Source organism: Amnibacterium endophyticum (assembly GCF_042680685.1).
Taxonomy (GTDB): Bacteria; Actinomycetota; Actinomycetes; order Actinomycetales; family Microbacteriaceae; genus Amnibacterium; species Amnibacterium endophyticum.
Map to the genome: position 1 here is coordinate 1 of NZ_JBHUEA010000026.1, position 23509 is coordinate 23509.

At 74.6% G+C, this 23509-nt stretch carries 24 protein-coding genes, 1 tRNA gene and 1 riboswitch; of the genes, 14 read left to right on the forward strand and 11 right to left on the reverse strand.

Features of this window, described 5'->3' with window-relative positions:
• The 3 genes from ACFSBI_RS14265 to ACFSBI_RS14275 all read left to right on the forward strand — a co-directional run.
• Positions 1 to 1182, forward strand: a 1182-nt coding sequence (locus ACFSBI_RS14265; protein ID WP_377936073.1) for a hypothetical protein, incomplete at its 5' end; no start/stop codon positions are given.
• Between the two features lie 44 nt (positions 1183 to 1226).
• Positions 1227 to 2069, forward strand: a complete 843-nt coding sequence (locus ACFSBI_RS14270; RefSeq protein WP_377936075.1) for a DUF4397 domain-containing protein — start codon at positions 1227 to 1229, stop codon at positions 2067 to 2069.
• Positions 2070 to 2071: 2 nt separating this feature from the next.
• Positions 2072 to 2725 (forward strand): class F sortase, encoded by a 654-nt coding sequence (locus ACFSBI_RS14275; RefSeq protein WP_377936076.1) that lies wholly within the window; start codon positions 2072 to 2074, stop codon positions 2723 to 2725.
• 4 nt (positions 2726 to 2729) lie between these two features.
• Here ACFSBI_RS14275 and ACFSBI_RS14280 read toward each other — a convergent pair whose 3' ends face one another.
• From ACFSBI_RS14280 to glgX, 4 genes are read right to left on the reverse strand one after another with little or no spacing between them, the layout of a single operon-like run.
• On the reverse strand, positions 2730 to 3947 hold the full coding sequence (locus ACFSBI_RS14280) for an NAD(P)/FAD-dependent oxidoreductase (protein WP_377936078.1): 1218 nt from the start codon (positions 3945 to 3947) through the stop codon (positions 2730 to 2732).
• A gap of 29 nt (positions 3948 to 3976) precedes the next feature.
• A complete protein-coding gene (gene treZ / locus ACFSBI_RS14285; protein WP_377936080.1) occupies positions 3977 to 5713 on the reverse strand; it encodes a malto-oligosyltrehalose trehalohydrolase in 1737 nt (578 codons plus the stop codon).
• Positions 5710 to 8019 carry a malto-oligosyltrehalose synthase gene (gene treY, locus ACFSBI_RS14290; protein WP_377936082.1) on the reverse strand — a complete coding sequence of 770 codons (2310 nt, stop codon included), beginning with the start codon at positions 8017 to 8019 and terminating at the stop codon, positions 5710 to 5712. The genes treZ and treY overlap by 4 nt, the downstream gene beginning before the upstream one ends.
• Positions 8020 to 8032: 13 nt before the next feature.
• Positions 8033 to 10225, reverse strand: coding sequence for a glycogen debranching protein GlgX (gene glgX, locus ACFSBI_RS14295; RefSeq protein ID WP_377936083.1), 2193 nt, complete (start codon positions 10223 to 10225; stop codon positions 8033 to 8035).
• A 125-nt stretch (positions 10226 to 10350) separates the two neighbouring features.
• On the opposite strand from glgX, the gene ACFSBI_RS14300 reads away from it, so the two are divergent.
• The 7 genes from ACFSBI_RS14300 (at position 10351) to ACFSBI_RS14330 (ending at position 15988) form a co-directional block, all read left to right on the forward strand.
• The gene (locus tag ACFSBI_RS14300; protein WP_377936085.1) at positions 10351 to 10671 is read left to right on the forward strand and encodes a hypothetical protein; all 321 of its coding nucleotides are present in this window, start codon (positions 10351 to 10353) and stop codon (positions 10669 to 10671) included.
• The gene (locus ACFSBI_RS14305; RefSeq protein ID WP_377936087.1) at positions 10672 to 12171 is read left to right on the forward strand and encodes a molybdopterin-dependent oxidoreductase; all 1500 of its coding nucleotides are present in this window, start codon (positions 10672 to 10674) and stop codon (positions 12169 to 12171) included.
• A gap of 15 nt (positions 12172 to 12186) precedes the next feature.
• Positions 12187 to 12299: riboswitch (TPP riboswitch) on the forward strand.
• A gap of 33 nt (positions 12300 to 12332) precedes the next feature.
• Positions 12333 to 12965, forward strand: coding sequence for an ECF transporter S component (locus ACFSBI_RS14310; RefSeq protein ID WP_377936089.1), 633 nt, complete (start codon positions 12333 to 12335; stop codon positions 12963 to 12965).
• Positions 12962 to 14377, forward strand: a complete 1416-nt coding sequence (locus tag ACFSBI_RS14315; protein WP_377936091.1) for an ABC transporter ATP-binding protein — start codon at positions 12962 to 12964, stop codon at positions 14375 to 14377. The genes ACFSBI_RS14310 and ACFSBI_RS14315 overlap by 4 nt, the downstream gene beginning before the upstream one ends.
• A complete protein-coding gene (locus ACFSBI_RS14320) occupies positions 14374 to 15120 on the forward strand; it encodes an energy-coupling factor transporter transmembrane component T family protein (protein WP_377936093.1) in 747 nt (248 codons plus the stop codon). The genes ACFSBI_RS14315 and ACFSBI_RS14320 overlap by 4 nt, the downstream gene beginning before the upstream one ends.
• Positions 15117 to 15710, forward strand: a complete 594-nt coding sequence (locus ACFSBI_RS14325) for a nucleoside/nucleotide kinase family protein (protein WP_377936095.1) — start codon at positions 15117 to 15119, stop codon at positions 15708 to 15710. Before ACFSBI_RS14320 ends, ACFSBI_RS14325 begins: the two co-directional genes overlap by 4 nt.
• Entirely contained in the window at positions 15707 to 15988 is a 282-nt protein-coding gene (locus tag ACFSBI_RS14330) for a hypothetical protein (RefSeq protein ID WP_377936096.1), read from the forward strand. The genes ACFSBI_RS14325 and ACFSBI_RS14330 overlap by 4 nt, the downstream gene beginning before the upstream one ends.
• Before the next feature lie 421 nt (positions 15989 to 16409).
• Here ACFSBI_RS14330 and ACFSBI_RS14335 read toward each other — a convergent pair whose 3' ends face one another.
• The 3 genes from ACFSBI_RS14335 to orn all read right to left on the reverse strand — a co-directional run bounded on the left by ACFSBI_RS14335 (position 16410) and on the right by orn (position 17505).
• A complete protein-coding gene (locus tag ACFSBI_RS14335; protein WP_377936098.1) occupies positions 16410 to 16760 on the reverse strand; it encodes a metallopeptidase family protein in 351 nt (116 codons plus the stop codon).
• Positions 16761 to 16780: 20 nt separating this feature from the next.
• Positions 16781 to 16856: transfer RNA gene (locus ACFSBI_RS14340), tRNA-His, on the reverse strand.
• Positions 16857 to 16896: 40 nt separating this feature from the next.
• Positions 16897 to 17505 carry an oligoribonuclease gene (gene orn / locus ACFSBI_RS14345; RefSeq protein ID WP_377936100.1) on the reverse strand — a complete coding sequence of 203 codons (609 nt, stop codon included), beginning with the start codon at positions 17503 to 17505 and terminating at the stop codon, positions 16897 to 16899.
• An 87-nt stretch (positions 17506 to 17592) separates the two neighbouring features.
• On the opposite strand from orn, the gene ACFSBI_RS14350 reads away from it, so the two are divergent.
• Positions 17593 to 18501 (forward strand): 2-deoxy-5-keto-D-gluconate 6-phosphate aldolase domain-containing protein, encoded by a 909-nt coding sequence (locus ACFSBI_RS14350; RefSeq protein ID WP_377936102.1) that lies wholly within the window; start codon positions 17593 to 17595, stop codon positions 18499 to 18501.
• 23 nt (positions 18502 to 18524) lie between these two features.
• On the opposite strand, the gene ACFSBI_RS14355 is transcribed toward ACFSBI_RS14350, so the two are convergent.
• The 4 genes from ACFSBI_RS14355 to mftR all read right to left on the reverse strand — a co-directional run bounded on the left by ACFSBI_RS14355 (position 18525) and on the right by mftR (position 21645).
• The gene (locus ACFSBI_RS14355; protein ID WP_377936104.1) at positions 18525 to 19166 is read right to left on the reverse strand and encodes an FMN-dependent NADH-azoreductase; all 642 of its coding nucleotides are present in this window, start codon (positions 19164 to 19166) and stop codon (positions 18525 to 18527) included.
• A gap of 37 nt (positions 19167 to 19203) precedes the next feature.
• Positions 19204 to 19488 (reverse strand): putative quinol monooxygenase, encoded by a 285-nt coding sequence (locus ACFSBI_RS14360; protein WP_377936105.1) that lies wholly within the window; start codon positions 19486 to 19488, stop codon positions 19204 to 19206.
• A gap of 85 nt (positions 19489 to 19573) precedes the next feature.
• Positions 19574 to 21049 carry an FAD-dependent oxidoreductase gene (locus ACFSBI_RS14365; RefSeq protein ID WP_377936107.1) on the reverse strand — a complete coding sequence of 492 codons (1476 nt, stop codon included), beginning with the start codon at positions 21047 to 21049 and terminating at the stop codon, positions 19574 to 19576.
• Positions 21046 to 21645, reverse strand: coding sequence for a mycofactocin system transcriptional regulator (mftR, locus tag ACFSBI_RS14370; protein ID WP_377936109.1), 600 nt, complete (start codon positions 21643 to 21645; stop codon positions 21046 to 21048). Before mftR ends, ACFSBI_RS14365 begins: the two co-directional genes overlap by 4 nt.
• 106 nt (positions 21646 to 21751) lie before the next feature.
• On the opposite strand from mftR, the gene mftA reads away from it, so the two are divergent.
• The 3 genes from mftA to mftC are packed head-to-tail and all read left to right on the forward strand — an operon-like array spanning position 21752 to position 23390.
• Positions 21752 to 21862 (forward strand): mycofactocin precursor MftA, encoded by a 111-nt coding sequence (gene mftA, locus ACFSBI_RS14375; protein ID WP_377936111.1) that lies wholly within the window; start codon positions 21752 to 21754, stop codon positions 21860 to 21862.
• Positions 21862 to 22140, forward strand: coding sequence for a mycofactocin biosynthesis chaperone MftB (mftB, locus tag ACFSBI_RS14380; RefSeq protein WP_377936113.1), 279 nt, complete (start codon positions 21862 to 21864; stop codon positions 22138 to 22140). Before mftA ends, mftB begins: the two co-directional genes overlap by 1 nt.
• Complete coding sequence (gene mftC / locus ACFSBI_RS14385) at positions 22137 to 23390, forward strand: mycofactocin radical SAM maturase (RefSeq protein WP_377936115.1); 1254 nt, start codon at positions 22137 to 22139, stop codon at positions 23388 to 23390. The genes mftB and mftC overlap by 4 nt, the downstream gene beginning before the upstream one ends.
• The last annotated feature ends 119 nt before the right edge of the window (positions 23391 to 23509 follow it).

Sequence of the window (23509 nt, forward strand, 5' to 3'; positions counted from 1 at the left end):
CGATCCGCCTTCCCCGCGCACCCGCTCGCCGCCGTCGGCGTCGCGAGCCCGGCCGCGTGGGCGACGACCGACCCGGTCGGCCTGGCAGTCGGGCTCGTCGCCCTCGTCGCGGCCGCCCGGCACCGCCGCACGAGGGGCCTCGCCGTCGCGGCGGCCCTGCTGCTGCTCGCATCGGTCTGGCCGGCGGGCGCCGACCCGGTCGGCCTGCTCGACGCCCTGCTCGTCGCCGCCGCGCTCGCGACCGGAGCGGCCGCGCAGCGGGCCGCGGTCGCGCTGCTCGACCCGGTCTTCCGTCGCAGCCTGGTCGGCTCGGGCTGGCTGACCGGCGTCGCCGCGCTGCTGCTCGTGGGCGTCGTCGTGGCGCTCACCGGCCTGCCCCGGCTCGAGGCGCGGCCCGACCGGGAGGTGGCGCAGGTGCAGCGGTGGCTCGCGGACGGCGTCCCCGCCGACCGGCTGGTGCTCGTCGGGCTCGGCACCTGGCCCGATCTCGCGGACGCGGGCGGGGCGTCCGTCGGCTGGTACGCCGGGCGGTCCGGCAGCGTGCCGAGCTCCGCCCCGTGGGACCGCGCCGACTACGTGGTGGCCGACAGGTCGCTGCAGGGAGCGGGCGGCGCCGCCGAGGCGGCGCTGCAGCGCTCGTCGGCCGTCGCGCGGTACGGCACCGGCCCGGATGCCCTCGTCGTCCGAGCCGTGCAGGGCGGGGGGACCGCCTCGCCGCAGCCCGCTCCGTCTCGCTCGCCCTCGCCGACGGCTGTGCCCGGGCCGACGCCGACCGCGCCGACGGGTGCCGCGGAGCGCCGAGCGGCCGCCGTGCGCCTCGACGCCGGCCGTCAGCTCGCGGCGAACCCGCGCATCACGATGAGCGACCGCGACCGGGCACTGCTCGAACGCGGTGCGGTCGACGCGCGCATCGCCCTGGTGCTCGCGCAGCTGGCGGCGACGGACCGCATCACCGTGGCCTCCTTCGGCGTGCAGCCGGGCGACGACTCCGGGCTGCGCACCTCGGTCGTGATCAGCGAGGTCGACGGGCGGCCGGTGCCCGAGGACCTCGCGGCGACCAGCGACCTCGTGCGCACCTTCTCGGCGCTCCGCGGCGACTTCGCCGCCCGCACCATCGACGTCACGCAGGACGGCGTCGTCGCCGCCTTCATCCCGGATCCCGAGTGGGTGCCCTCGTCCTGACCCGGCCGGGCGCGTCGTCAGCACCGCGCGATACCGTGGACCGCGTGATCCGACGCCCCCGCCTCGCCGTCCTGGCCGCAGCCGCGGCCGCGCTGGCCCTCGTGGTCGCGCCCACCGCTCCCGCCACCGCCGCGACCCGCGACGGCTGGGTGCGCCTCGCGCACATGTCGCCGGACACCGCCGCCGTCGACGTGACGCTGTCCAGCCTGAGCGGCGGCGTCCTCTTCCGGCTCGACGACGTCGCGTACGGGGCGATCTCCCCGTACATGAAGCTGCCGCAGGGCACCTACGCGCTCGCGATGCGGCCGGCAGGCAGCACGGACCCGAACGCGACGCCCGTCGTGAGCGGGTCCGTCGAGGTCACGGCGGGGGAGGCCGAGACCGTCGCGGCGATCGGCCTGAACAAGGACCTCGAGACCAAGGCCTTCTCCGACGACCTCGCCGAGGCGGCGGGCGACCGCGCGAAGGTGCGGATCGTGCAGGCGGCCGTCACGCACGACGCCGTCACCGTCGACGCCGGCTCCACCTCGGTGGCCGACGGCGCGAAGTTCGGCTCGATCGGCGACTACGTCTCGGTGCCGGCCGGGAAGACGGCGCTGAAGCTGTCCTCGGGCTCGGACACCGCCACCGTCGACGAGGACTTCGCCGCGGGCAGCGCGCACACCCTGTTCGTCATCGACGACGCCAAGGGCGGGCTCACGCTCGCGACCGCGCTCGACAGCGCCGCCTCGACCGTGGCCCCGGTCGGTGCCCTGGCCGCGGGCGGGGGAGGCCTCGCCGCGGGCGACGCGGGCCTCGCCGGGCTGCTCGCGGCCGGTGCCGCCGGCGCCGGGATCCTGCTGACCGGCGCGATGGTGCGGGGCCGCCGGCGGACCGTCCGGGTCTGACCGTGCGGGGCCGGCCCGTCGCCCTGCTCGTCGCCCTGCTGCTGGCGATGGGCGGCGGCACGGCCGCGTCGCTGCACCTCGCGGATCAGCGGCGGGCCGAGCGGAGCGCCGTCGTCGCGGAGCGGGCCGAGCGCACGGCCGCCGAGATCCGTCGCGAGCGCGGCGCGACCGGCGCCTTCCAGCAGCCGGTGAGGACCGAGCGCCCAGAGCGGTCGACCGCGAAGCCCGTCCGGGTCGTGATCCCGAGCATCGGGGTCGACTCGTCGCTCGAGCGGCTCCGCCGCGACGCGCGCGGGGTGCTCCAGGCGCCCGAGTACGCCGACGAGGCCGGGTGGTGGTCGGGCGGGGTCGTGCCGGGGCACGTCGGGCCGGCCATCATCGTCGGGCACCTCGACACGATCCAGGGCGACGCGGTCTTCGTCGACCTGCGGCGCCTGCGGCCGGGCGACCGGATCCGGGTGCGCATGTCGGACGACAGCCAAGTCGTCTACCGCGTCGACCGCAGCCACGTGGTCGACAAGGCGCTCTTCCCGTCGGACGCCGTCTACGGCCCCACCCCGGACGCGCAGCTGCGCCTCATCACCTGCAGCGAGCCGTTCGACCCGATCGCGCACAGCTACACGGACAACCTCGTCGTCTACGCGACGGAGGTCTGAGGGATCAGACCAGGGTGCGCTCGGCGAGCTGCTCGCGGGTCCACCCGGTCGGGTCGGCCAGCACCTCGCGCGCGCCGTCACGGGCGTCCGGCTCCGCGTCCGACGAGTTGCCCCACAGCAGGACGCCCTTCACCGCGTCGCCGTCCAGGTAGTAGACGGTGCCCTTCGCACCGGGCTCGGCCCACGCCTCCACGGTGTCGAGCCGCGAGTCGAGGTCGCCGACGGCCTCGTACCGGTGCCCGAAGACCATCGAGTAGAAGTACGGGGTGTAGGTGAAGGGCGCCTCGTCGCCGACCATCTGCCGTCCGGCCGCCCGGCCCATCTTCCGCGCCAGGTCGACGTGCTCGATGCGGCGGCGGCCGAGCAGCGCGTCCGGATAGCTGGCCACGTCGCCCGCCGCGTAGACGGAGGGGTTCGAGGTGCGCAGGTGCTCGTCGACGACGACACCGTCGTCGACCGCCAGGCCGGCGGCCTCCGCGAGCGCGGTGTTCGGCTCGATGCCGAGCCCGAGGACGACCGCGTCGGCCTCCAGGGTGCCGCCGGAGTCCAGCTCGAGCGTCACGCCGTCGGCGGTCTCGGTGCCGCCGGTCACCTTCGTGCCCGTCACGATCTCCACACCCGCGTCCTCGAACCAGCGCTGGAAGGTCTCGGCGAGGGGACGCGGGAAGACCTTCTCGCGCAGGGTGTCGTCGGGGACGACCAGGGTCACGCGCACGTCGTTCTGCACGAGCGCGGCGGCGATCTCGGTGCCGATGTAGCTGCCGCCCACGACCGCGACGTGCGGCCGCTCGGCGGCGAGCTCGCGCAGGTGCCGGTAGTCGGCGAAGGTGCGGAAGTAGACGACGCGGTCGCCCGCGGGCAGGTCGATCGTCTTCGGCGAGCCGCCGGTCGCGATCAGCAGGGCGCCGTACTCGAGCGTCTCCCCGGTCCCTCCTGAGCCTGTCGAAGGGCCCTCGACCGTGACCGTCTTGCCCTCGGGGTCGATCGCCGACACCGTGGCGCCGGTGCGGATCTCCGCGTCCGCCGTGCCGAGCGGCACCTTGTCCTCGGTGAACGACGGATCGGTCCAGAGCAGCTTCGACAGCGCCGGGCGCGTGTAGGGCTCCTCGGGGTCGTCGCCGAGCACGAGCACGGCGCCGTCCCGGTCCAGCTCGCGGATGCCCTTCACGGCGGCGTCGGCGATCATCCCGCCGCCGACGATCACGTACTCGTAGCGCGTCATGTCCCGAGCCAATCAGCCCGTCCTGGAGGTCAGGCGAGGACGGCGGCGCTGTCCGGCGGCAGGGTGAGCGCGTCCCCGTCGAGCGCCACAGCCTCCGCCGTCTTCAGCACCAGGGACCCGGATGCCGCCACGGTTACCGGCGCGGTGCCGAGGTTCGCGGCGACCGTCACCGCGCCGCGGCGCAGCACGATCGTCCCGGCGGCGTCGTCCGCCTCGGCCTCGATCGACGTGAAGGCGGGGTCCGTCAGCTCGGCGAGCCGTCGGCGCAGCAGGATCAGCCGCTTGTGCAGCGCGAGCAGCGCCGCGTGGTGGCCGGACTCCGGCTCGCTCCAGTCCAGCTTCGACCGCTGGAACGTCTCGGGGTCCTGCGGGTCCGGCACCGTGTCGGGGTCCCAGCCCATCTTCGCGAACTCCTCGATGCGGCCCTTCGCGGTCGCCTCGCCGAGGTCGTGCTCCGGGTGGCTCGTGAAGAACTGCCAGGGCGTCGTCGCACCCCACTCCTCGCCCATGAAGAGCATCGGCGTGAAGGGGGTCAGCAGGTTCAGCACGGCGCCGACCGCGAGCCGCTGCGGGGACAGCGTCTGCGACAGCCGGTCGCCGGTGGCGCGGTTGCCGATCTGGTCGTGGTCCTGCGCGAAGGTCACGAGGCGGCTGGTCGGCATCGTCAGCCGGTCGATCGGCCGCCCGTGGTGGCGCTCGCGGAAGGAGGAGAGCGTGCCGTCGTGCACGAACCCGTGCGTCATCGCCCGGGCGAGGACGGTGAGGCCCTCGAAGTCCGCGTAGTAGCCCGTCGTCTCGCCCGTCAGCGCGACGTGGAGCGCGTGGTGGTAGTCGTCGCTCCACTGCGCGGTGAGCCCGTAGCCGTGCGCCTCGCGAGAGGTGATGAGGCGCGGGTCGTTCATGTCCGACTCGGCGATCAGGGTCAGCGGGCGGCCGAGGTGCGCCGACAGCCGGTCGGTCTCGACCGCGAGGCGCTCGAGCAGGTGCTCGGCGCGCGAGTCGACCAGCGCGTGCACCGCGTCGAGCCGGAGCCCGTCGACGTGCATGTCCGACATCCACATCAGCGCGTTGCCGACGATGAGGTCGCGGACCTCGTCGGAGTCCGGGCCGTCGAGGTTCATCGACGTGCCCCACGTGTTCGCGCCGCCCTCGGAGAAGTACGGGCCGAACTGCGGCAGGTAGTTGCCGGACGGGCCGAGGTGGTTGTAGACGACGTCCTGGATCACCGCGAGGCCGCGGCCGTGGCAGGCGTCGACGAAGCGCTGGTAGGCCGCCGGCCCGCCGTACGTCTCCTGCACCGCCCACCACAGGACGCCGTCGTAGCCCCAGTTCCAGCGGCCGTTGAAGGCGTTGACGGGCAGGACCTCGACGTGCGTGATCCCGAGGTCGACCAGGTGGTCGAGCCGCTCGATCGCGGAGTCGAGGGTGCCGCCCGGCGTGAAGGTGCCGATGTGCAGCTCGTACACGGCGCCGCCCGCGAGGGGGCGCCCCGTCCAGGCGCCGTCCTGCCACTCGTGCGCGGCGGGGTCGAAGCGCTGCGACGGCTCGTGCACGCCGTCCGGCTGCCGCCGGGAGCGCGGGTCGGGCACGGGGGAGTCCGCGTCGTCGAGCAGGTAGCCGTACCGGGCGTCGGTCGCGGGCGCGAGGTCGTCGGAGGGCGACCACCAGTCGCCCTCGTCCTTCGTCATCGGGTGCTCGGCGCCGTCGAGCCAGAGGCGCACGCGCTCGGGCTTCGGCGCCCACACGGCGAGCGGGTGACGGTTCACGGCTTGCCTCCGTTCTCGATCAGCAGCGCGACCGGGTAGGTGTCGAGCACGTCGGCGATCCGCAGCGCGCCGCCCGGGTGCTCGCGGTTCGTCAGCAGGTCGAGCACGGGCGCGCTGCCCACGTCGACGGTCGTGTCTCCCCAGCCGCCCCGCTCGGCGAGGCGGACGGGCAGCCGCGTGGCGAGGGCGATCGCGCCGCCGCGGTCGAAGGCGACGAGGTGCTCGGCCGCGGCCCCGTCCGCCGTGAGCGGCGAGTAGGCCGTGAACAGCTCGGGGCGGTCGCGCCGCAGGCGCAGCGCATGGGCGACGAGGTGCAGCTTCGCGGCGCCGGTCTCGTCGATCACCGGCTGCGCGCCGGCGTCGAGCTCGCCGAGCAGCTCGCGGCGGCGGCGGAAGTCGACCGGCCGCCGGTTGTCCGGGTCGACCAGGCTCTGCTCCCACAGCTCGCTGCCCTGGTAGACGTCGGGGACGCCGGGACCGGCGAGCTGCAGCAGCTTCATCGACAGGCCGTTCGACCATCCGGCCGGGGCGATGTCCTCGGCGAGGCGCGCGATCAGGGCCGCGACGCGCTCGTCGTCGTAGACGGCGTCGACCGCGAGGTGCATGCGCCGCTCGAAGTCCTCGTCCGGGGCGGTCCAGGTCGTCGAGACGCCGGCCTCCCGCGCCGCCTTCTCGGCGTACGCGTGCAGCCGGTCGCGCTCGATCGGCCAGGCGCCGATCGTCGCCTGCCAGAGCAGGTTGGCGAACGTCGGGTCGCCGAACCCGACCGCCCGCTCCAGGGTGTCGACGGCCTCGGCCCACTCGCCGGGGATCTCGGCGAGCACGTCGATCCGCGCCCGCACGTCCTCGCCGCGCTTCGTGTCGTGGGTGGTCAGGGTCGTCATCGCGTCCGGCCAGGTCTCCTGGCGCCGCGCGTGGCGGGCGTGGAAGCGCTCGAGGTCCTGGGCGAACTCGCTGGGCTCGCCGCCGACCTCGGTCAGGCTGCCGAGCCGGGTGTACCGGTAGAAGGCGTTGTCCTCGACGCCCTTCGCCATCACCATGCCGCTCGTCTGCTGGAAGCGCTGCGCGACCGCGGTCGACGGGTCGCGCAGCAGCCGGTCGGCGACCGCGAGCTCCCCGTCGAGGTCCGGCCGGCGGCGGCGCGCCTCGGCGACGGCCTCGTCGAGGTACTGCTCGCCCGTTGGCAGGTACGTCCGGTACACGGGGAAGCAGGCGAGCAGCTCGCCGAAGGCGTCGGCGAGCCGGTCGGGGTCGGCGTCCGGCGCCTCGGCCTCCGCGGTGCGGACCAGGCGCAGCACCTCGGAGTGCAGGATGCCGTCCGCGACGGCGCGCTTGGTCGTGTGGATCAGCTCGTGCCAGTCGACCTGCTCGCCCGCGAGCCGGGACGCGAGCTCGGTGAGCGGCTGCTCGCCGGCCGGGTCGACGAGGACGCGGTCGTAGTCGCCGAGCGCGTCGTAGCCGGTCGTGCCCGCGGTGCGCCACGCGGTCGGCAGCGGCTCGTCGCCCTCGAGGATCTTCTCGACGAGCACGTAGACGCCGCCGGTCGCCTCGGCGAGGTCGGCGAGGTAGCGCTCCGGGTCGGCGAGGCCGTCGGGGTGGTCGATGCGCAGGCCGTCGACGAGGCCGTCGCGCACCCAGCGCACGATCTCCGCGTGCGAGGCGTCGAAGACCGCCGGCAGCTCGACGCGGATGCCGGCGAGCGTGTTGACGGCGAAGAAGCGGCGGTAGTTCAGCTCGTCGTCGGCGCGACGCCAGCTCATCAGCTCGTAGTGCTGGCGGTCGTGGACCTCCTGCGGCGTCCCCTCGCCGGTGCCGGGGGCGATCGGGAACTCCTGGTCGTAGTACGCCAGCTTCCCGTCCTTCAGCTCGAGCCGCTCCAGCTCGTCGTCGCCGTCGCCGAGGACCGGGATGCGCAGCCGCCCGTTCCCGAAGTCCCAGTCGACGTCGAAGGCGTCGGCGTGCTCGGCGTCGCGGCCGTGCGTCAGCACGTCCCACCACCAGCGGTTCAGCTCGGGGGTGGCGACCCCCATGTGGTTCGGCACGATGTCGACCAGCACGCCGAGCCCGCGCGAGTGCGCCGCACGAGCCGCCTCGTCGAGGCCCTCGCGGCCGCCGCGGGCCGGGTCGACGCGGGCGTGGTCGACGACGTCGTAGCCGTGGTCGCTGCCGGGCTCCGCCTCGAGCAGCGGGGACAGGTAGACCCAGTCGACGCCGAGGTCGGCCAGGTAGTCGGTCAGCTCCGCGACGGAGTGCAGGTCGAAGGGGCGCCGCACCTGCACGCGGTAGGTGGACACGGGGGTCTTCACGGTGGGGACGTCCTCAGCTCGGGATGATCGGGATGGCGGCGGTCTGGTTCGCGAGCACCGCGAGCGACGCCGCCACGGAGTGGTCGGGCTCGGTCTCCGGCTCCTGGTGCGCCTGCAGCACGACGAGCGAGCGCGGGTCGAGCACCAGCTGGTTGCCGCCGCGCAGCGGCCCCCGGTCGGTGGAACGGGCCGCGGTGTCGACCACGACGTCCCAGCCGGGCTGGTACGACCGCGGGGGCAGCTTGCACTTCACCTCGCCGTCGCCGGCGTTGAAATAGAGCAGGAAGTCGCAGTCGGTGATCCGCTCGCCGCGGACCGTGCGGTCGCGCAGCGCCTCGCCGTTCAGGTAGACGCCGACGGCCTTGCCGAACCCGCTGTCCCAGTCCTCCGGCTGCATCTCGGAGCCGTCGGGCCGCAGCCAGACGATGTCCGGCTTGGCGGAGGCCTCCTCGCGCTTCCGCGGACGCCCGTCGAAGAAGCGCTCGCGGCGGAACACCGGGTGCTCGTGGCGCAGGCGGGAGATCGCGGCGGTGAACTCGATCAGCGGCTGGTCGGCCTGCTCCCAGCTGAGCCAGGACAGCTCGTTGTCCTGGGCGTAGGTGTTGTTGTTGCCGCCCTTCGTGCGGCCCAGCTCGTCGCCGTGCAGCAGCATCGGCACGCCCTGGCTGAGCAGCAGCGTCGCGATCAGGTTGCGCTGCTGCTTCGCGCGGAGCGCGAGCACGTGCTGGTCGTCGGTCTCGCCCTCCACGCCGGAGTTCCAGCTGCGGTTGTGGCTCTCGCCGTCGCGGCCGTCCTCGCCGTTCGCGTCGTTGTGCTTCTCGTTGTACGACACAAGGTCGCGCATCGTGAAGCCGTCGTGCGCCGTCACGAAGTTGATCGAGGCGACGGGGCGCCGGCCGTCGTTCTCGTACAGGTCCGCCGAGCCGGTGATGCGGGCGGCGAACTCGCCGAGGGTCGACGGCTCCCCGCGCCAGAAGTCGCGGACCGTGTCGCGGTACTTGCCGTTCCACTCCGTCCACTGCGGGGGGAAGTTGCCCACCTGGTAGCCGCCCGGCCCGATGTCCCAGGGCTCCGCGATCAGCTTCACCTGGCTGACGATGGGGTCCTGCTGCACCAGCTCGAAGAAGGTCGACAGCCGGTCCACCTCGTAGAACTCGCGCGCCAGTGTGGCGGCGAGGTCGAAGCGGAACCCGTCGACGTGCATCTCGGTCACCCAGTACCGCAGCGAGTCCATGATCAGCTGCAGCGCGTGCGGGTGCCGCACGTTCAGGCTGTTGCCGGTGCCGGTGTAGTCCATGTAGAACCGGCGGTCCTCGTCGACCAGGCGGTAGTAGGCCGCGTTGTCGATGCCGCGCATGGACAGGGTCGGCCCGAGGTGGTTGCCCTCCGCGGTGTGGTTGTAGACGACGTCGAGGATCACCTCGATGCCGGCGGCGTGCATCTCGCGCACCATCGCCTTGAACTCCTGCACCTGCTGGCCGAGCTGGCCGGTGGAGGCGTACTCGTTGTGCGGCGCGAAGAACGCGATCGTGTTGTAGCCCCAGTAGTTCCGGAGGCCCTTCTCGAGCAGGGTCGAGTCCTGCACGAACTGGTGCACCGGCATCAGCTCGATCGCCGTGACGCCGAGCTTCTTCAGGTGCTCGATGACGAGGGGGTGCGCGACGCCCGCGTACGTCCCGCGCTCCTCCTCGGGGATCTCCGGGTGCAGCTTCGTCAGACCCTTGACGTGGCTCTCGTAGATGAACGTCTCGCGGTAGGGCGTCTTCGGCGGGCGGTCGCCGGCCCAGTCGAAGAACGGGTTGATGACGACCGAGAGCATGACGTGCGGTGCCGAGTCCTCGTCGTTGCGCGAGTCCGGGTCGCCGAAGTCGTAGGAGAAGAGCGGCTGCGCCCAGTCGTACTCGCCCACCGTCGCCTTCGCGTAGGGGTCGAGCAGCACCTTGTTCGGGTTGCAGCGCACGCCCTGCTCGGGGTCGTACGGGCCGTGGACCCGGTAGCCGTACCGCTGGCCGGGCTGGACCTGCGGCAGGTAGCCGTGCCAGACGTAGGCGTTCACGTCCACGAGGTCGATCCGGGTCTCGGCGCCGTCCTCGTCGAACAGGCACAGCTCGACCCGCTCCGCGACCTCGCTGAACAGCGCGAAGTTGGTGCCCCCGCCGTCGAAGGTCGCTCCCAGGGGGTACGGGGTGCCTGGCCAGGTCTGCACGGAGGTCCTCTCATGGAGCGTCGAAGGGCGCGTGGCGGATCGGCTCATCACCGTAGGGGGCGCCCCTGACGGTTGCTCGACCCGCCCTCGGCGCCCTCCCGGCTGCGCCGTCTACGGTCGCGCGCATGGACTCGATCCCGGTGCAGATCGCGAACGTGCTGAAGTCGGTGGGCGTGCAGGCCGTGTACGGCGACGCCCGCGAGATCGAGGGCACCACGGTCGTGCCCGTCGCGGTGGTCGGCTACGGCTTCGGCGGCGGCGGCGGCGAGGAGAGCGGCAGCGGCGGGGGCGGCGGCGGGTACGTCTGGCCGGTCGGCGCGTACGTCGGCGACAGCCTCGGCGTGCGCTTCCAGCCCAACCCGGTGGCGCTGCTCGTGGTCGGCATCCCCTTCGTCTGGGTGACCGGGAAGGCCCTCGCGCGCGTCGTCCGCGCGCTGAAGAAGTGAGTGCCTGAGCCGCTGTCGCGACCCCTCGCCGTCGGCGGCGGCGTCGCCGCCGCCGTCGCGGGGCTCGGAGCGGGCGAGCTGGTCGCCGCGGTGTTCAGCACGGCGGCGAGCCCGCTGCTCGCGACGGGGTCGCTCCTCGTGGACGCCGCACCGCCGCAGGTCAAGTCAGCCGTCATCGCCCTCTTCGGCACCGGGGACAAGCCGTTCCTCGTCGTGCTGCTGACCGTGCTCGTGCTGCTGCTCGGCGCCGCCGCCGGGCTGCTGCAGCGGTGGCGGCCGCCGCTCGGGGTGGTGCCGCCGGGGCTCGCGGCGGTCGTCGCCGCGATCGCCGCGGTGACGCGCACCGATGCCTCGGTCGCGGACGTCGCCCCGTCGGCGGTGGCCGGGGTCATCGGCGCCTTCGTGGTCGTCCAGCTGGTGCACCCCGTCCGCGAGCCCTCGCTCGCCCGGCGCAGGCTCGTGTCCGGCGCCGCCGTGTGGGCGGGCGCCGGCGTCGTCGCCGGCTCCTTCGGGCGCTCCATCGGGTCGCGGTCGCGGGACGTGTCCGCGACCATCGCGCGGCTGCGCCTGCCGCCGGTGACGGCGCCCGCGCCGCCGGCCCCGACCAGCCTCGGCGTCACCGGGGCCGCTCCGCTCGTCACCGACGCGGCGGACTTCTACCGGATCGACATCGCGCTGACCGTGCCCGCGATCGAGCCGGAGGGCTGGTCGCTGGAGGTCGCGGGGGAGGTGGACGCGCCGTTCCGCATCGGCTACGACGAGCTGGTCGCGATGGCGGGCGCCGAGACCGCGGCGACCCTGGTCTGCGTCTCGAACCCGGTCGGCGGCGACCTCGTGGGCACGGCGGTCTGGCAGGGCGCGCCGCTGCACCGGCTGCTCGAGCGGGCGCGGCCGCGGCAGGGCGCGGACATGGTGCTGTCCTCCGGTGCGGACGGATTCAGCGCCTCGACGCCGCTGGCGCTGCTGCAGGATCCGGCCCGCGGCGCCCTGCTCGCCGTGGGGATGAACGGGCGGCCGCTGCCGCAGATCCACGGCTTCCCGGCGCGGATGGTCGTGCCGGGGCTCTACGGGTACGTGTCGGCGACGAAGTGGACCACCCGGCTCGAGGTGACCCGGTTCGACGAGCAGCAGGCGTACTGGACGCCGCGCGGCTACGCCGCCCGCGCGCCGGTCAAGCTCTCGAGCCGCATCGACGTGCCGCTCGGGGGCGTCGACGCCGGCGTCGTGACGGTCGCGGGGGTCGCCTGGGCGCAGCCGGTGGGGGTCGCCCGCGTGCAGCTGCAGATCGATGACGGGCCGTGGCGGGACTGCGAGCTGTCGGCCGCGTGGACCGACGACACGTGGCGGCAGTGGCGGTACCGGTGGACGGCGACGCCGGGGGAGCACAGGCTCCGGGTGCGGGCGACGGACCGGTCGGGGCTCGTGCAGACCGCGGCGGAGACCGGCGAGCTGCCGGACGGCCCGACCGGGCTGCACACGGTCCGCCTCGCGGTGTCCTGACCGCCCGCGTAGGATCGCGCCCGACACGGGAGCCCGGTAGGCCGGGCTGAGAGGGAGCCGATCCGGGCTCCGACCGCACGAACCTGATCCGGCTAGTACCGGCGAAGGGAAGTCGCAGCTCAATCCCGTGCCTTTTCCTGATCACAGAAAGGGCACGTTTCGTGACCGCATCCACCACCGTCCGCAACCGGACCGCGCGCTCGTACCGCTGGCGGGTCGTCGACATCGTCGTCGCCTCCGTCCTCGGCGTCGCCTGCGGCTTCCTCTTCATCGCCTGGAACGTCGGCTACCAGGGGCCGAGCAACCTGCTCACCCCCGTGCTGCCCGGCATCCAGGGCCTCGTCAACGGCGTCTGGTTCATCGCCGGGCCGCTCGTCGCCCTCGTGGTGCGCAAGCCGGGCGCGGCGCTGTACGGCGAGCTGCTCGCCGCCGTCGTCTCCGCCCTGGTCGGCAACCAGTGGGGCGCGACCGTGCTCGTCTCCGGCCTCATGCAGGGGATCGGGGCCGAGATCCTGTTCGCGGTGCTCGGCTACCGCGTCTGGACCTGGTGGAGCGCGCTGCTCGCCGGCGCCCTCGCCGGGGTCGGCGCCTCCGTCTACGACCTGTCGCTGATCCCCGGGCTCGCGGGCTACTACGCCGGGTCGAGCCCGCAGTTCGCCGTCGTCTACCTGATCGCGCAGGCCGTCAGCGGCGCGGTCCTCGCCGGGCTGCTCGCGTGGGTGCTCGTGCAGGCGCTCGCGCGCACGGGCGTCCTCGCGCGCTTCCCCGCCGGCCGGGCGCGGCGCGCGGGGTGACGGCCGCCGCGCTCACGGCGCGGGGCTGGGGGTGGCGGCACGCGGGTCGCGCCGGCTGGGCGGTCCGCGGACTCGACCTCGTGGTCGAGCCGGGGGAGCGCGTGCTGCTGCTCGGGCCCTCCGGCTCCGGCAAGTCGACGCTGCTGAAGGCGCTCGCCGGCGTGCTCGGCGACGACGAGGGCGCTGAGGAGGGCGTGCTCGACGTCGACGGCGCCGACCCCCGCGACGTCCGGGGCCGGGTCGGCCTCGTGCTCCAGGCGCCGGACGCGAACATCGTCCTCGAGCGCGTCGGCGACGACGTCGCCTTCGGCTGCGAGAACCTCCGGGTGCCGCGGGACGAGATCGGCCCGCGGGTCGACGCCGCGCTCGCCGCGGTCGGGCTCGCGGTGCCGCAGGACCGGTCGACGTCGGCGCTGTCCGGCGGCCAGCAGCAGCGCCTCGCGCTCGCCGGCGTGCTCGCGATGCGGCCGGGCGCCGTCCTCCTCGACGAGCCGACCGCGAACCTCGACCCGGCGGGCGTCGTCGAGGTGCGGGACGCGGTGCTCGAGGCGACCGCCGGCGCGACCCTCGTCGTCGTGGAGCACCGGGTCGGGATCTGGCGCGACCACGTCGACCGCATCGTGGTGCTCGCTCCCGGCGGCGGCGTGCTCACGGCCGGTCGGCCCGGCGAGGTGCTGGCGGCGGAGGGCGGGGCGCTCGCCGCGGCGGGCGTCTGGGTCCCCGGGCCGCCGCCGCGCGCCGCCCGTCCCGTGCCCGCCGCGGGGGCTCCGCTGCTGACCGGCCGCGCGCTCGCCGTCGGCCGGGGCGGCGCGGTCGTCCGCGACGGCCTCGACGCGGCCGTCTCGTCGGGTCGCGCGCTCGCCGTACTCGGGCGCAACGGCGCGGGGAAGTCGACCCTCGCCCTCACCCTGGCGGGTCTGCTGCCGCCGGTCGCCGGTGCGGTGGAGGCGGCGCCCGCCCTCGCGGACGGGCTCGGCCGCGACCCGCTCCGCTGGCGCTCGCGCGACCTGCTGCCGCGGATCGGCACCGTCTTCCAGCAGCCCGAGCACCAGTTCCTCGCACCGACCGTGCGGCAGGAGCTCGCGGTCGGCCCGCGCGCCCTCGGCCTGCCGGACGCGGCCGCGCGCGTCGACGCCGTGCTCGAGCGCCTGCGGCTCGCCGCGCTGGCGGACGCGAACCCCTTCACGCTCTCCGGCGGCGAGCAGCCGCGGCTCTCCGTCGCGACCGCGCTCGCGACCGCCCCGCGCGTGCTCGTCGTCGACGAGCCGACCTTCGGCCAGGACGCGCTGACCTGGGCGGCGCTCGTCGACCTGTTCCGGGAGCTGCTCGACGAGGGCCGCTCCGTCGTGGCCGTGACCCACGACGAGGACTTCGCGGCGGCGCTCGGGGCGGAGCGGCTGGTGCTCGCGTGATCGCCGCGGCGAACCCGGTGACCCGGTTCGCGGTCGCGATCGGCTTCGCGGTCGTGCTCGTGATCAGCGTGGACCCGGTCTCCGCCGGCACCGCGCTGCTGCTCGGGGCCGTGCTGCTGCCGCTCGCCGGTGCGCGCGTCCGGCCCGCGGCAGCGGTGCCGATCCTCGTCGCAGCCCCGCTCGCCGCGCTGACGATCGCCCTGTACGGCGCCGGCGGCGGCCGCGTGCTGGTGCAGGCCGGCTTCGTGCAGGTGTCGGAGGGGTCGCTCGTGCTGGCGCTCGCGACGCTCCTGCGCGTCCTCGCGATCGGCCTCGTCGGGCTCGGGCTGCTGGGCGCGATCGATGCGACGCGGCTGGCCGACGGCCTCGCGCAGCTGCTGCACCTGCCGTCCCGCTTCGTGCTCGGGGCGCTCGCCGCCTTCCGCCTGCTCGGGCTGCTGGGGGAGGACTGGCGCGCGCTCGCGCTCGCCCGGCGCGCCCGGGGCGTCGCCGACCGCGGCCGGATCCGCCGGTTCGCCGGGCAGGCGTTCGCGCTGCTCGTGCTGTCCGTGCGGCGCGGCACCGTGCTCGCCACGGCGATGGAGGCGCGGGGCTTCGGGGGCCCGGGCGGGCGCACCTGGGCGCGCCCCTCGCGGCTCGGCGCGCCGGACGCCGTGCTCGTCGCCGCCGCGGTCGTCGTGCTCGGGGTCGCCGTCGCCGCCGCGGTCCTCGCGGGCACCTGGCATCCGGGGTCGGTCCGGTGATCGGCCCGGCGGCCGCGGTGCGGGCGGTCGTGGCGCTGGGCGCCGCTCGGGCGGACTGGACCGTGCTCGTGGACGGGCGCTCGGGCGCCGGCAAGTCGACCCTCGCCCACGCGCTGGTCGACCGCACGGGCGCCGCGCTCGTGCGGCTCGACGACTGCTACCCGGGCTGGGACGGGCTGCTCGCCGGTGCCGAGGCGGTCACGTCCGACCTCCTCGTGCCCCGTCGCACCGGCCGGCCCGGCGGGTGGCGCAGGTGGGACTGGGCCGCGGGGGAGCCGGCCGAGCGCCACGTCGTCCCGCCGTCGGGCGGGCTCGTCGTCGAGGGCAGCGGCCTGCTGTCGCGCCGCAGCGCTCCGCTCGCCGACCTCGCGCTGTGGCTCGAGCTGGACGCGGGGGAGCGCCGCCGTCGGGCCCTCGCGCGCGACGGCGCGGCGTACGAGCCGCACTGGGACCGCTGGGCGGCGCAGGAGGCGGAGCGCATCGCCGCTGAACGGCCGAGGAGGCTCGCCGACCTCGTCGTCGACGGCGAGCACGTCCAGGCGCTGCCCAGCGGCCGCACGGCCCGCATTGCATATCGTGGCCGTCCATGAGCGACACCTCCTCCACCGAGCCGGACCGCTACGTCGCGGAGTACCTCGACGGCCCGCTCGAGGGCACCACCGAGCACCGCTACCTGGAGGACGGGAAGCCGGAGTCGAGGGTGACGCAGTACGCGCTGGTCGACGGCACCGACGCGATGTTCGAGTACACCGCCGGCGAGACGCGCACGATCAACGACGAGCTGTTCGTCCAGTACTCCTACGACCAGGGCGACAGCGACCCGCTGCAGGGCCAGGCCGACCCGAACGAGCGCTCCAAGCACCTCTGACCTCGCGGCGGCGCCCGCCGCCGCCTGCCCGGAGTCACCCGCTTCCACGCCTCCGGCAACGCTCCGCGGCATGGGCGACGCCGCGCGGCGTCGCCGAAGCCGCTGCGCGTTGCCGAAGCCGGCCTTCGCGCACGGGGCGGATGACGCCGCGACGTCGGGCGGAGGATCAGCGACCGTGCGGAGGACGTGGACAGCCGCCCGGTCCTCCACGTGGTGCGCCGTCCTCCGCCCAGAACCGACGCCCGATCCGGCTCCCGGCTCCCGACTGGTGCAACGCGTCGAGGCATCGGCAACGCCACGCGGCCTTGCCGAAGCCGCTGCGCGTTGCACGACGAGCCGGCTGAGCAGCTCAAAGCAACGAAGTCGGCGTTGCGCAACGCCGACTTCGTTGCTGCGAGGTGCTCAGCGTCCGTGGCGACGGTCAGGCCCAGCCGAGCTCGTGCAGCCGGTCGTCGTCCAGGCCGTAGAAGTGGCCGATCTCGTGCACCAGCGTCGTGTGCACCTCGTCGCGGAGGTCGTCGAGCGTCTCCGCCGACCGCAGGTGGGCGAGGCGGAACAGCACGATGCGGTCGGGCAGCTCGCCGAAGCCGTACTGGCCGCGCTGCGTCAGGTCGACGCCCTCGTAGCGGCCGAGCAGCTCCTCACCGTCCTCCGGCTCGTCCTCGACGACGAACACGAGGTTCTCGAGCCCGTCGGTCATCTCGGACGGCAGGGCGTCGAGCTCGCGCTCCACGAGCGTCTCGAACTCGTCGAGGGAGAGGTGCACGGGCATCGCCGGGCCTCCGGGGAGAGTGGGGTGGACGACGGGACTTGAACCCGCGACTTCCGGCACCACAAGCCAGCGCTCTACCAACTGAGCTACGCCCACCACGGGCCCCTGCTCGGGGCCATCGGAGAGTGTAGTGGAGTCAGCGGGCGTACGCCGCCGTCGTCTCCGTAGCCGCGGCCTGCGCCTCGTCCGACGTCGGACCGGGCAGCGGCGCGAAGACGGTGTGCCGGTAGTAGTCGAGCTCGCGCACCGACTCGAGGATGTCGGCGAGCGCCCGGTGGCCGCCGTGCTTCGCCGGCGCGTTGTAGTAGACCCGCGGGTACCAGCGCCGGGCGAGCTCCTTGATGGAGGACACGTCGATGCTGCGGTAGTGCAGGTGCGCGTCGACCTTCGGCATGTACTGCATCAGGAAGCCGCGGTCGGTGCCGATCGTGTTGCCGGCGAGCGGCGCCTGCCCGGCGGGCGCGAAGCGCGCGATGTACTCGAGCACCTGCTGCTCGGCGTCGGCGAGCGTGGTGCCGCGCTCCATCTCCTCGAGCAGGCCGGAGGCGGTGTGCATCTTCACGACCACCTCGTTCATCTGCTCGCGGGCGGCCTCCGACGGCTTGATGACGACGTCGAACCCCGGGTCGAGCACGCGCAGCTCGAAGTCGGTGACGACCACCGCGACCTCGACCAGCTCGTCGATCGTGAGGTCGAGACCCGTCATCTCGCAGTCGATCCAGACGAGACGGTCGACCGAGGGCATGGCATGACGCTAGCAACCGGCGCCGACAGACCTCGTGCACAGCCGCCGCCCACGCGCCGCGCAGCGTCGGGCGCGCAGCATGGCGGGATGACCGAGCAGCGACTCTTCTTCATCCTCGCCATGGACCAGCGCGACAGCATCGAGGAGAAGCTGTACGGGCTCGACGGGGCGCCGACGCCGGAGCAGGCCGCCGACATCGCCGCGAACAAGCTGCTCGTGTACCGCGGGCTGCAGGACGCGCTGCCGTCGCTGCCGGAGGGCGTGCGGCCCGGCTTCCTGGTCGACGAGCAGTACGGGGCGTCGCCCGCGGTCCTCGCCGCGGCCGACGAGCGGGTCGCGCTCGCGATGCCGCTCGAGGCGAGCGGGCAGCAGTGGTTCGACTTCGAGTTCGGCACCGCGTGGCGCGAGCACGCCGGGTTCTTCGGCGCGGACCACCCCAAGGTGCTGGTGCGCGACAACCCCGGGCTCGACGTCGAGGAGCGGGCGCAGCAGGCGTTCAAGGTCGCGCAGATCGCGGGCTGGGCGGCCGAGCAGAACCTCGAGTTCATCGTGGAGCTGCTCGTCCCGGCCACCGACGACGACCTCGCGCGGGTGGACGGCGACCAGGACCGCTACGACCGCGAGGTGCGCCCCGACCTCACGGTGTCGGCCATGGAGTTCCTGCAGGACCACGGCGTCGATCCCGCGATCTGGAAGATCGAGGGCCTCGCGGAGCGGGCGGACGCCGAACGCGTCGCGGCGACCGCCCGGCGCGGCGACCGGACGGGCCGCTGCATCGTGCTCGGTCGGCACGCCCCGCAGGAGCAGCTGGACGAGTGGCTGCGCGTCGCGGCGCCCGTGGAGGGCTTCGCCGGCTTCGCGATCGGCCGCAGCAACTGGTGGGACGCCCTGGAGGGCCGCCGGTCCGGCGACCTCGACGAGGCCGGCGCGCGGCGGCTCGTCGCGGAGCACTACACCCACTACGTCCGGACCTACCTCGAGGCGCGGGGCGCCTGATCCCGGCCCGGCCCGGACCGCGGTCAGGGCAGGCGGAGGGCGAGGTCGCGGGCGCCCGCCGTCGCGGCATCGAGCTCGCGCTGCGCGCGATCGGCCTGGTCCGCCAGCGCCGGGACGCTGCCCGCGAGGGTCGCGTTCGTCTCGAGCACCGACACCCGCATGCCGAAGGCGTTCCCGAGGATCAGCCTGAGCGGCGGGACGGCGTGGTCCCAGCCCTCGGCGGGCGTGCCGGCGTCGTAGACCGCGCCCCGGCTCGTCACGATGACGGCGGGGCGCCCGGCCAGCGGCTGGTCGGGCGTGTCGAAGGGCGCCGTCGTACCGGGCACGTGCACGTGGTCGATCCAGGCCTTCAGGCTCGACGGCAGCGAGTAGTTGTACATCGGCGCGCCGATCAGCAGCACGTCCGCCGCCAGCAGCTCGTCGATCAGCTCGCGCTGCAGCGCCTCCTCCTCGGCCGGCGGGGTCGCACCCGCCCGACGCAGCCGGGGCGCCCAGTGCGACGCCTCGTCGGTCAGGTGGGGCACCGGCCGCTCGTGCAGGTCGCGCCGCACGACGGCGAAGTCGTCGCCGCGGGACCGCCACGAGTCCGCGAAGGCGCCGGTGACGGCGCGCGACCGGGATCGGGCGGGATCGATCGAGGAGTCGAGCTGCAGCAGTCGGGGCATGCGCCGATCCTCCTCGCCCCGACCGGACGACGGGAGGTCAGTCCTGCACGTGCTCCCGGACGGGCGGGGCGGCGAGCACGTCCGCGAACCCGTCGATGGCGCCCTCGGGGGTGGCGCGGAAGGCGACGTAGGCGTCCTCGCGCTCGCGCGACGCCCACTCCTCCCGCACGACGACCTTCGACGGGTCGCCGGGATCGACGAACGGCCGCACGTTCCCGCAGCCCTCGAAGGCGCGGGTGTCGACGAGCGCCTGCTGCAGCACGGCGAGGCCGCGCTCGGCGGCGTCGGGCGCGAGCTCCACGCGCAGATAGGTGATCGGCATCGTCGTCCCCTCCTGGATCCGCGGCGATCGGGCGGTCGCGCCGGACGCCTCGGCGCCAGCCTGCAGCACGCCCCTGGCAGCGGCGTCAGCGGAGCGCGGCGGCCACGACCTCGCCGATCAGGAACGCCGTGGCGGCGGGGCCGCGGGACGGGGCGGTCGGCAGGATCGACGTGTCCGCGACGACCAGCCCGTCGATCCCGCGGACGGCCCCGGCCTCGTCCACCGGGCCCGGCGCGCCGTCCGGCAGGCGCCACGGCACGGTCGCGCAGGCGTGGAGCGCGGTGCCGAGGTGCTCCGCGACCCAGCGGTCGAGCGCCGCGTCGTCGCGGAGCACCGCCGGGCCCGGGTCGACCTCGCCCCGCATGCCGTGCGCCACCTCCGCGGCGAGCCGGGCGCCCTGCCGCAGCCGGGCCCGGTCCGCCGCCGTCCGCAGGTAGCCCTGCCGGATCCGCACGGTCCCGTCCGGCTCGAGCGTCAGGGAGCCCGGCGCCTGCCGCGCGTGCGCGGAGACGAGGAGGGGGAGCGGCCCGTCGCCCGGGTCCGTGCGGGTCAGGCCGCCCATCGGCACGAGCGACTGCAGCACCTCCAGGTCGCCGCCCGCGTCGGCGGGCGCGTCCAGCAGCGCGCCAGCCCACGCCGCCTCCGGCCGGGGCAGCGGCGCGGCGGGCCGCCACGTCACCACGACCTGCGGGTGGTCCGACAGCTGCCCGCCCACGCCGGGCGCGTCGAGCGCCGCCGGCACGCCCGCGGCGCCGAGCGCGGGCGCCGGCCCGACGCCGGAGCGCAGGAGGATCGCCGGCGTCGTCAGCGCGCCGGCGGCGAGCACGACGAGCGGCGCGGCGATCTCGCCGCGGGCGGTCGAGACGCCGGTCGCGCGTCCACGTCGCAGCCGCACCGCGTGGACCGCGGTGCGCTCGACGATCCGGAGGTTGCCCCTGCCGAGGGCGGGCAGCAGGTGCGTGCTCGCCGCGCTCCACCGCACGCCGGCCGCCGCGTTGGCCGGCAGGGGCCCGACGCCGTGGTCGTCGGCGCCGTTGAGGTCGGCGACGAAGGCGTGGCCCGCGCCGGTCGCCGCCGCGACGAAGGCCTCCGCCGCCGGGTGCGTCAGCGGGCTCCGCGCGACCGGGACGGGGCCGGCGTCCCCGTGCCCGCCCGCCGCCCCGAGGTCGAGGTCGCGCTCGAGGGCGGCCCGGCGCTCGGCGAGCGCGTCGGGCGCCCACGGCCCGGTGCCGCCGGACCAGTCCGCGAGGTCCGCGGGGCGGGCGTGCACGAAGTAGGCGCCGTTGGTGGCGCTCGACCCGCCCGCGACGCGGCCGCGCGACACCCGCCAGTCGCGACGGGGCGTCAGCTCGACCGGGAACCAGCGGTTGAACGCGCCCTCGGTCTCGGCGCCCGGCACGCGTCGCGCGTCGAGCAGCTCCGCGGGCAGGTGCGCCGCGGAGGCCGGGATCGGGCCCTCCTCCACCAGCACGACCCGGCGGGCGGGGTCCTCGGACAGCCGCGCCGCCAGGACCGAGCCGGCGGTGCCGGCCCCGACCACGACGACGTCGGCGGCGATCACGGCCGGAACGCGCCCTCGATCAGGTCCATCGCCTCCGCCAGCAGGTCCTGCAGCGACGTGCCGTCGACGAGCCAGCGCTCGTACGCCGCGATCGAGGCGGCGAGGTACGTCCAGGCGATCGTCTGGGGGCGCAGGCCTCCCGGGTCCTCCCCGAGCCGGTCGGCCACGAAGTCCGCGACGGCGCGGCGCCAGTCGGCGAAGCGCAGCGTGGAGTGCGCGATCAGCTCCGGCGTGCCGAGCAGCAGCGTCATCCTGCGCCGGTGGTCCTCGTCCGCCACGTCGGGGAAGCGGTTGAAGGCGAGCACCGCCTCGCGCAGCGCCGCGAGCGGCGGCACGTCCTGCGGCACGGAGGCGAGCCGGACCCGCATCGCCTCGACCAGCCCGTCGAAGTCGCCCCAGGGCAGGTCGTTCTTCGAGGCGAAGTAGCGGAAGAACGTCCGCCGGCCGATGCCCGCGGCGGCGGCGATGTCGTCGACGGTCGTCCGCTCGAACCCCCGCTCGAAGAAGAGCTGGAGCCCGACGTGCCCCAGCTGCGCCTTCGTCGTGACGGGGGCGCGTCCGCCGCGCGGCTGATCGGGGGTGTTTTCCGGACTCACAGCCCGCCCCCATTCTCAACGGCACTCGGTGTCACATAGCGTCGTCGGTGTCGACCGGCTCCCGAGCCGGACGGACGCCGATGAAGCCGACCGTGAGGAGCCTGCCATGGACCGACCCGACACCGACACGACGAAGGCCGCGGATCAGACCGATCTCGTCGAGCAGGACGACCTGGTCGAGGAGGTCTCGATCGACGGCATGTGCGGCGTCTACTGATGCCGGCCGACGCGTTCGACCTCGACCTGCCCTGGCGGGTCCACCCGCGGGTGTCGATCCGCCCCGAGCCGTTCGGCGCGCTCGTCTACCACTTCGAGACGCGCAAGCTCTCCTTCCTCAAGGAGCGCACCCTGCTGTCGGTGGTCGAGGGGCTCGACGGCGTCCGCACCGCGCGCGACGTCTGCCGCGCCGCCGGGGTGCCGGAGGAGCAGGAGGCGCGATACGGCCGCGCGCTCGGCTCGCTCGCCGCCTCGCGGATGCTGGTGGCCGCCGCATGACCGCCGTGCTGCCGGCTCCGCCGCCCGCGAAGCCGCAGCGGCTCGTGGACCTGTTCGAGTACGGGCTCGACGCGCCCATCTGCCTGACGTGGGAGCTCACCTACGCCTGCAACCTCTCGTGCGTCCACTGCCTGTCGAGCTCCGGCCGGCGGGACCCGCGCGAGCTCACCACCGAGGAGGCCAAGGGCGTCATCGACGAGCTCGAGCGGATGCAGGTCTTCTACGTCAACATCGGCGGCGGCGAGCCCACCGTCCGCAGCGACTTCTGGGAGCTGCTGGACTACGCCACCAGCCATCACGTCGGGGTCAAGTTCTCGACGAACGGGGTGAAGATCACGCCGGAGGTCGCCCGTCGCCTCGCGGCGAACGACTACGTCGACGTGCAGATCTCGCTCGACGGCGCGACCGCCGAGGTCAACGACCCGATCCGCGGACCGAGGTCGTACGACACCGCGATGCGGGCCCTGCAGAACCTGTCCGACGCGGGCATGCAGAACTTCAAGATCTCGGTGGTCTGCACGCGGCAGAACATCCCGCAGCTCGACGAGTTCAAGGCGATCGCGGACCGCTTCGGCGCCCAGCTGCGGCTCACGCGCCTGCGCCCCTCCGGGCGCGGGGCCGACGTGTGGGACGAGCTGCACCCCGAACCGGCGCAGCAGCGGATGCTCTACGACTGGCTCGTCGCCCACGGCGACGGCGTGCTGACGGGGGACTCGTTCTTCCACCTGTCGGCGTACGGGGAGGCGCTGCCGGGGCTGAACCTCTGCGGAGCGGGGCGGGTCGTCTGCCTGATCGACCCGGTCGGCGACGTCTACGCGTGCCCGTTCGCGATCCACGACGAGTTCAAGGCCGGCAACATCCGGTCCGAGGGCGGCTTCCAGCGGGTCTGGCGTGAGTCGGAGCTGTTCCAGCGCCTGCGCGAGCCGCAGTCCGGCGGCGCCTGCTCGTCCTGCGCCTTCTTCGACACCTGCAAGGGCGGCTGCATGGCCGCGAAGTTCTTCACGGGGCTGCCGCTCGACGGCCCGGACCCGGAGTGCGTGCAGGGCTTCGGCGAGGTCGCGCTCGCGAAGGTGAAGGACGAGAAGAACGCCCTGCCGAAGCCGTCCGGCGACCACACGCACCGCGGCGCCAAGGCGGCGAAGGACGGGCTGGGACCCATCCGGATCACCCTCGGCCGGCGGACCGGGACCACGACGCTCGACCCTGCGGACTGCGAGGAGGACCCCCTGGCGGGCTTCGCCGCCCGCTGACACCCGAGCACGGACCGACGGGAGGGGCTCCACGGAGCCCTCCCGGAGGTCGAGCACGCCCTCGCGACGGTGCGAGGCGCCGATCCGACCGGATCGACGGAACGAGGAGACCAGGAAGA

Excerpts from the sequence above, each read along its gene's own strand:
- ACFSBI_RS14280 (WP_377936078.1), bottom strand. The coding sequence starts at position 3,947 with ATGACGCGCTACGAGTACGTGATCGTCGGCGGCGGGATGATCGCCGAC.
- ACFSBI_RS14300 (WP_377936085.1), top strand. The coding sequence starts at position 10,351 with ATGGACTCGATCCCGGTGCAGATCGCGAACGTGCTGAAGTCGGTGGGC.
- ACFSBI_RS14330 (WP_377936096.1), top strand. The coding sequence starts at position 15,707 with ATGAGCGACACCTCCTCCACCGAGCCGGACCGCTACGTCGCGGAGTAC.
- ACFSBI_RS14335 (WP_377936098.1), bottom strand. The coding sequence starts at position 16,760 with ATGCCCGTGCACCTCTCCCTCGACGAGTTCGAGACGCTCGTGGAGCGC.
- orn (WP_377936100.1), bottom strand. The coding sequence starts at position 17,505 with ATGCCCTCGGTCGACCGTCTCGTCTGGATCGACTGCGAGATGACGGGT.
- ACFSBI_RS14350 (WP_377936102.1), top strand. The coding sequence starts at position 17,593 with ATGACCGAGCAGCGACTCTTCTTCATCCTCGCCATGGACCAGCGCGAC.
- ACFSBI_RS14355 (WP_377936104.1), bottom strand. The coding sequence starts at position 19,166 with ATGCCCCGACTGCTGCAGCTCGACTCCTCGATCGATCCCGCCCGATCC.
- ACFSBI_RS14360 (WP_377936105.1), bottom strand. The coding sequence starts at position 19,488 with ATGCCGATCACCTATCTGCGCGTGGAGCTCGCGCCCGACGCCGCCGAG.
- mftA (WP_377936111.1), top strand. The coding sequence starts at position 21,752 with ATGGACCGACCCGACACCGACACGACGAAGGCCGCGGATCAGACCGAT.
- mftB (WP_377936113.1), top strand. The coding sequence starts at position 21,862 with ATGCCGGCCGACGCGTTCGACCTCGACCTGCCCTGGCGGGTCCACCCG.
- mftC (WP_377936115.1), top strand. The coding sequence starts at position 22,137 with ATGACCGCCGTGCTGCCGGCTCCGCCGCCCGCGAAGCCGCAGCGGCTC.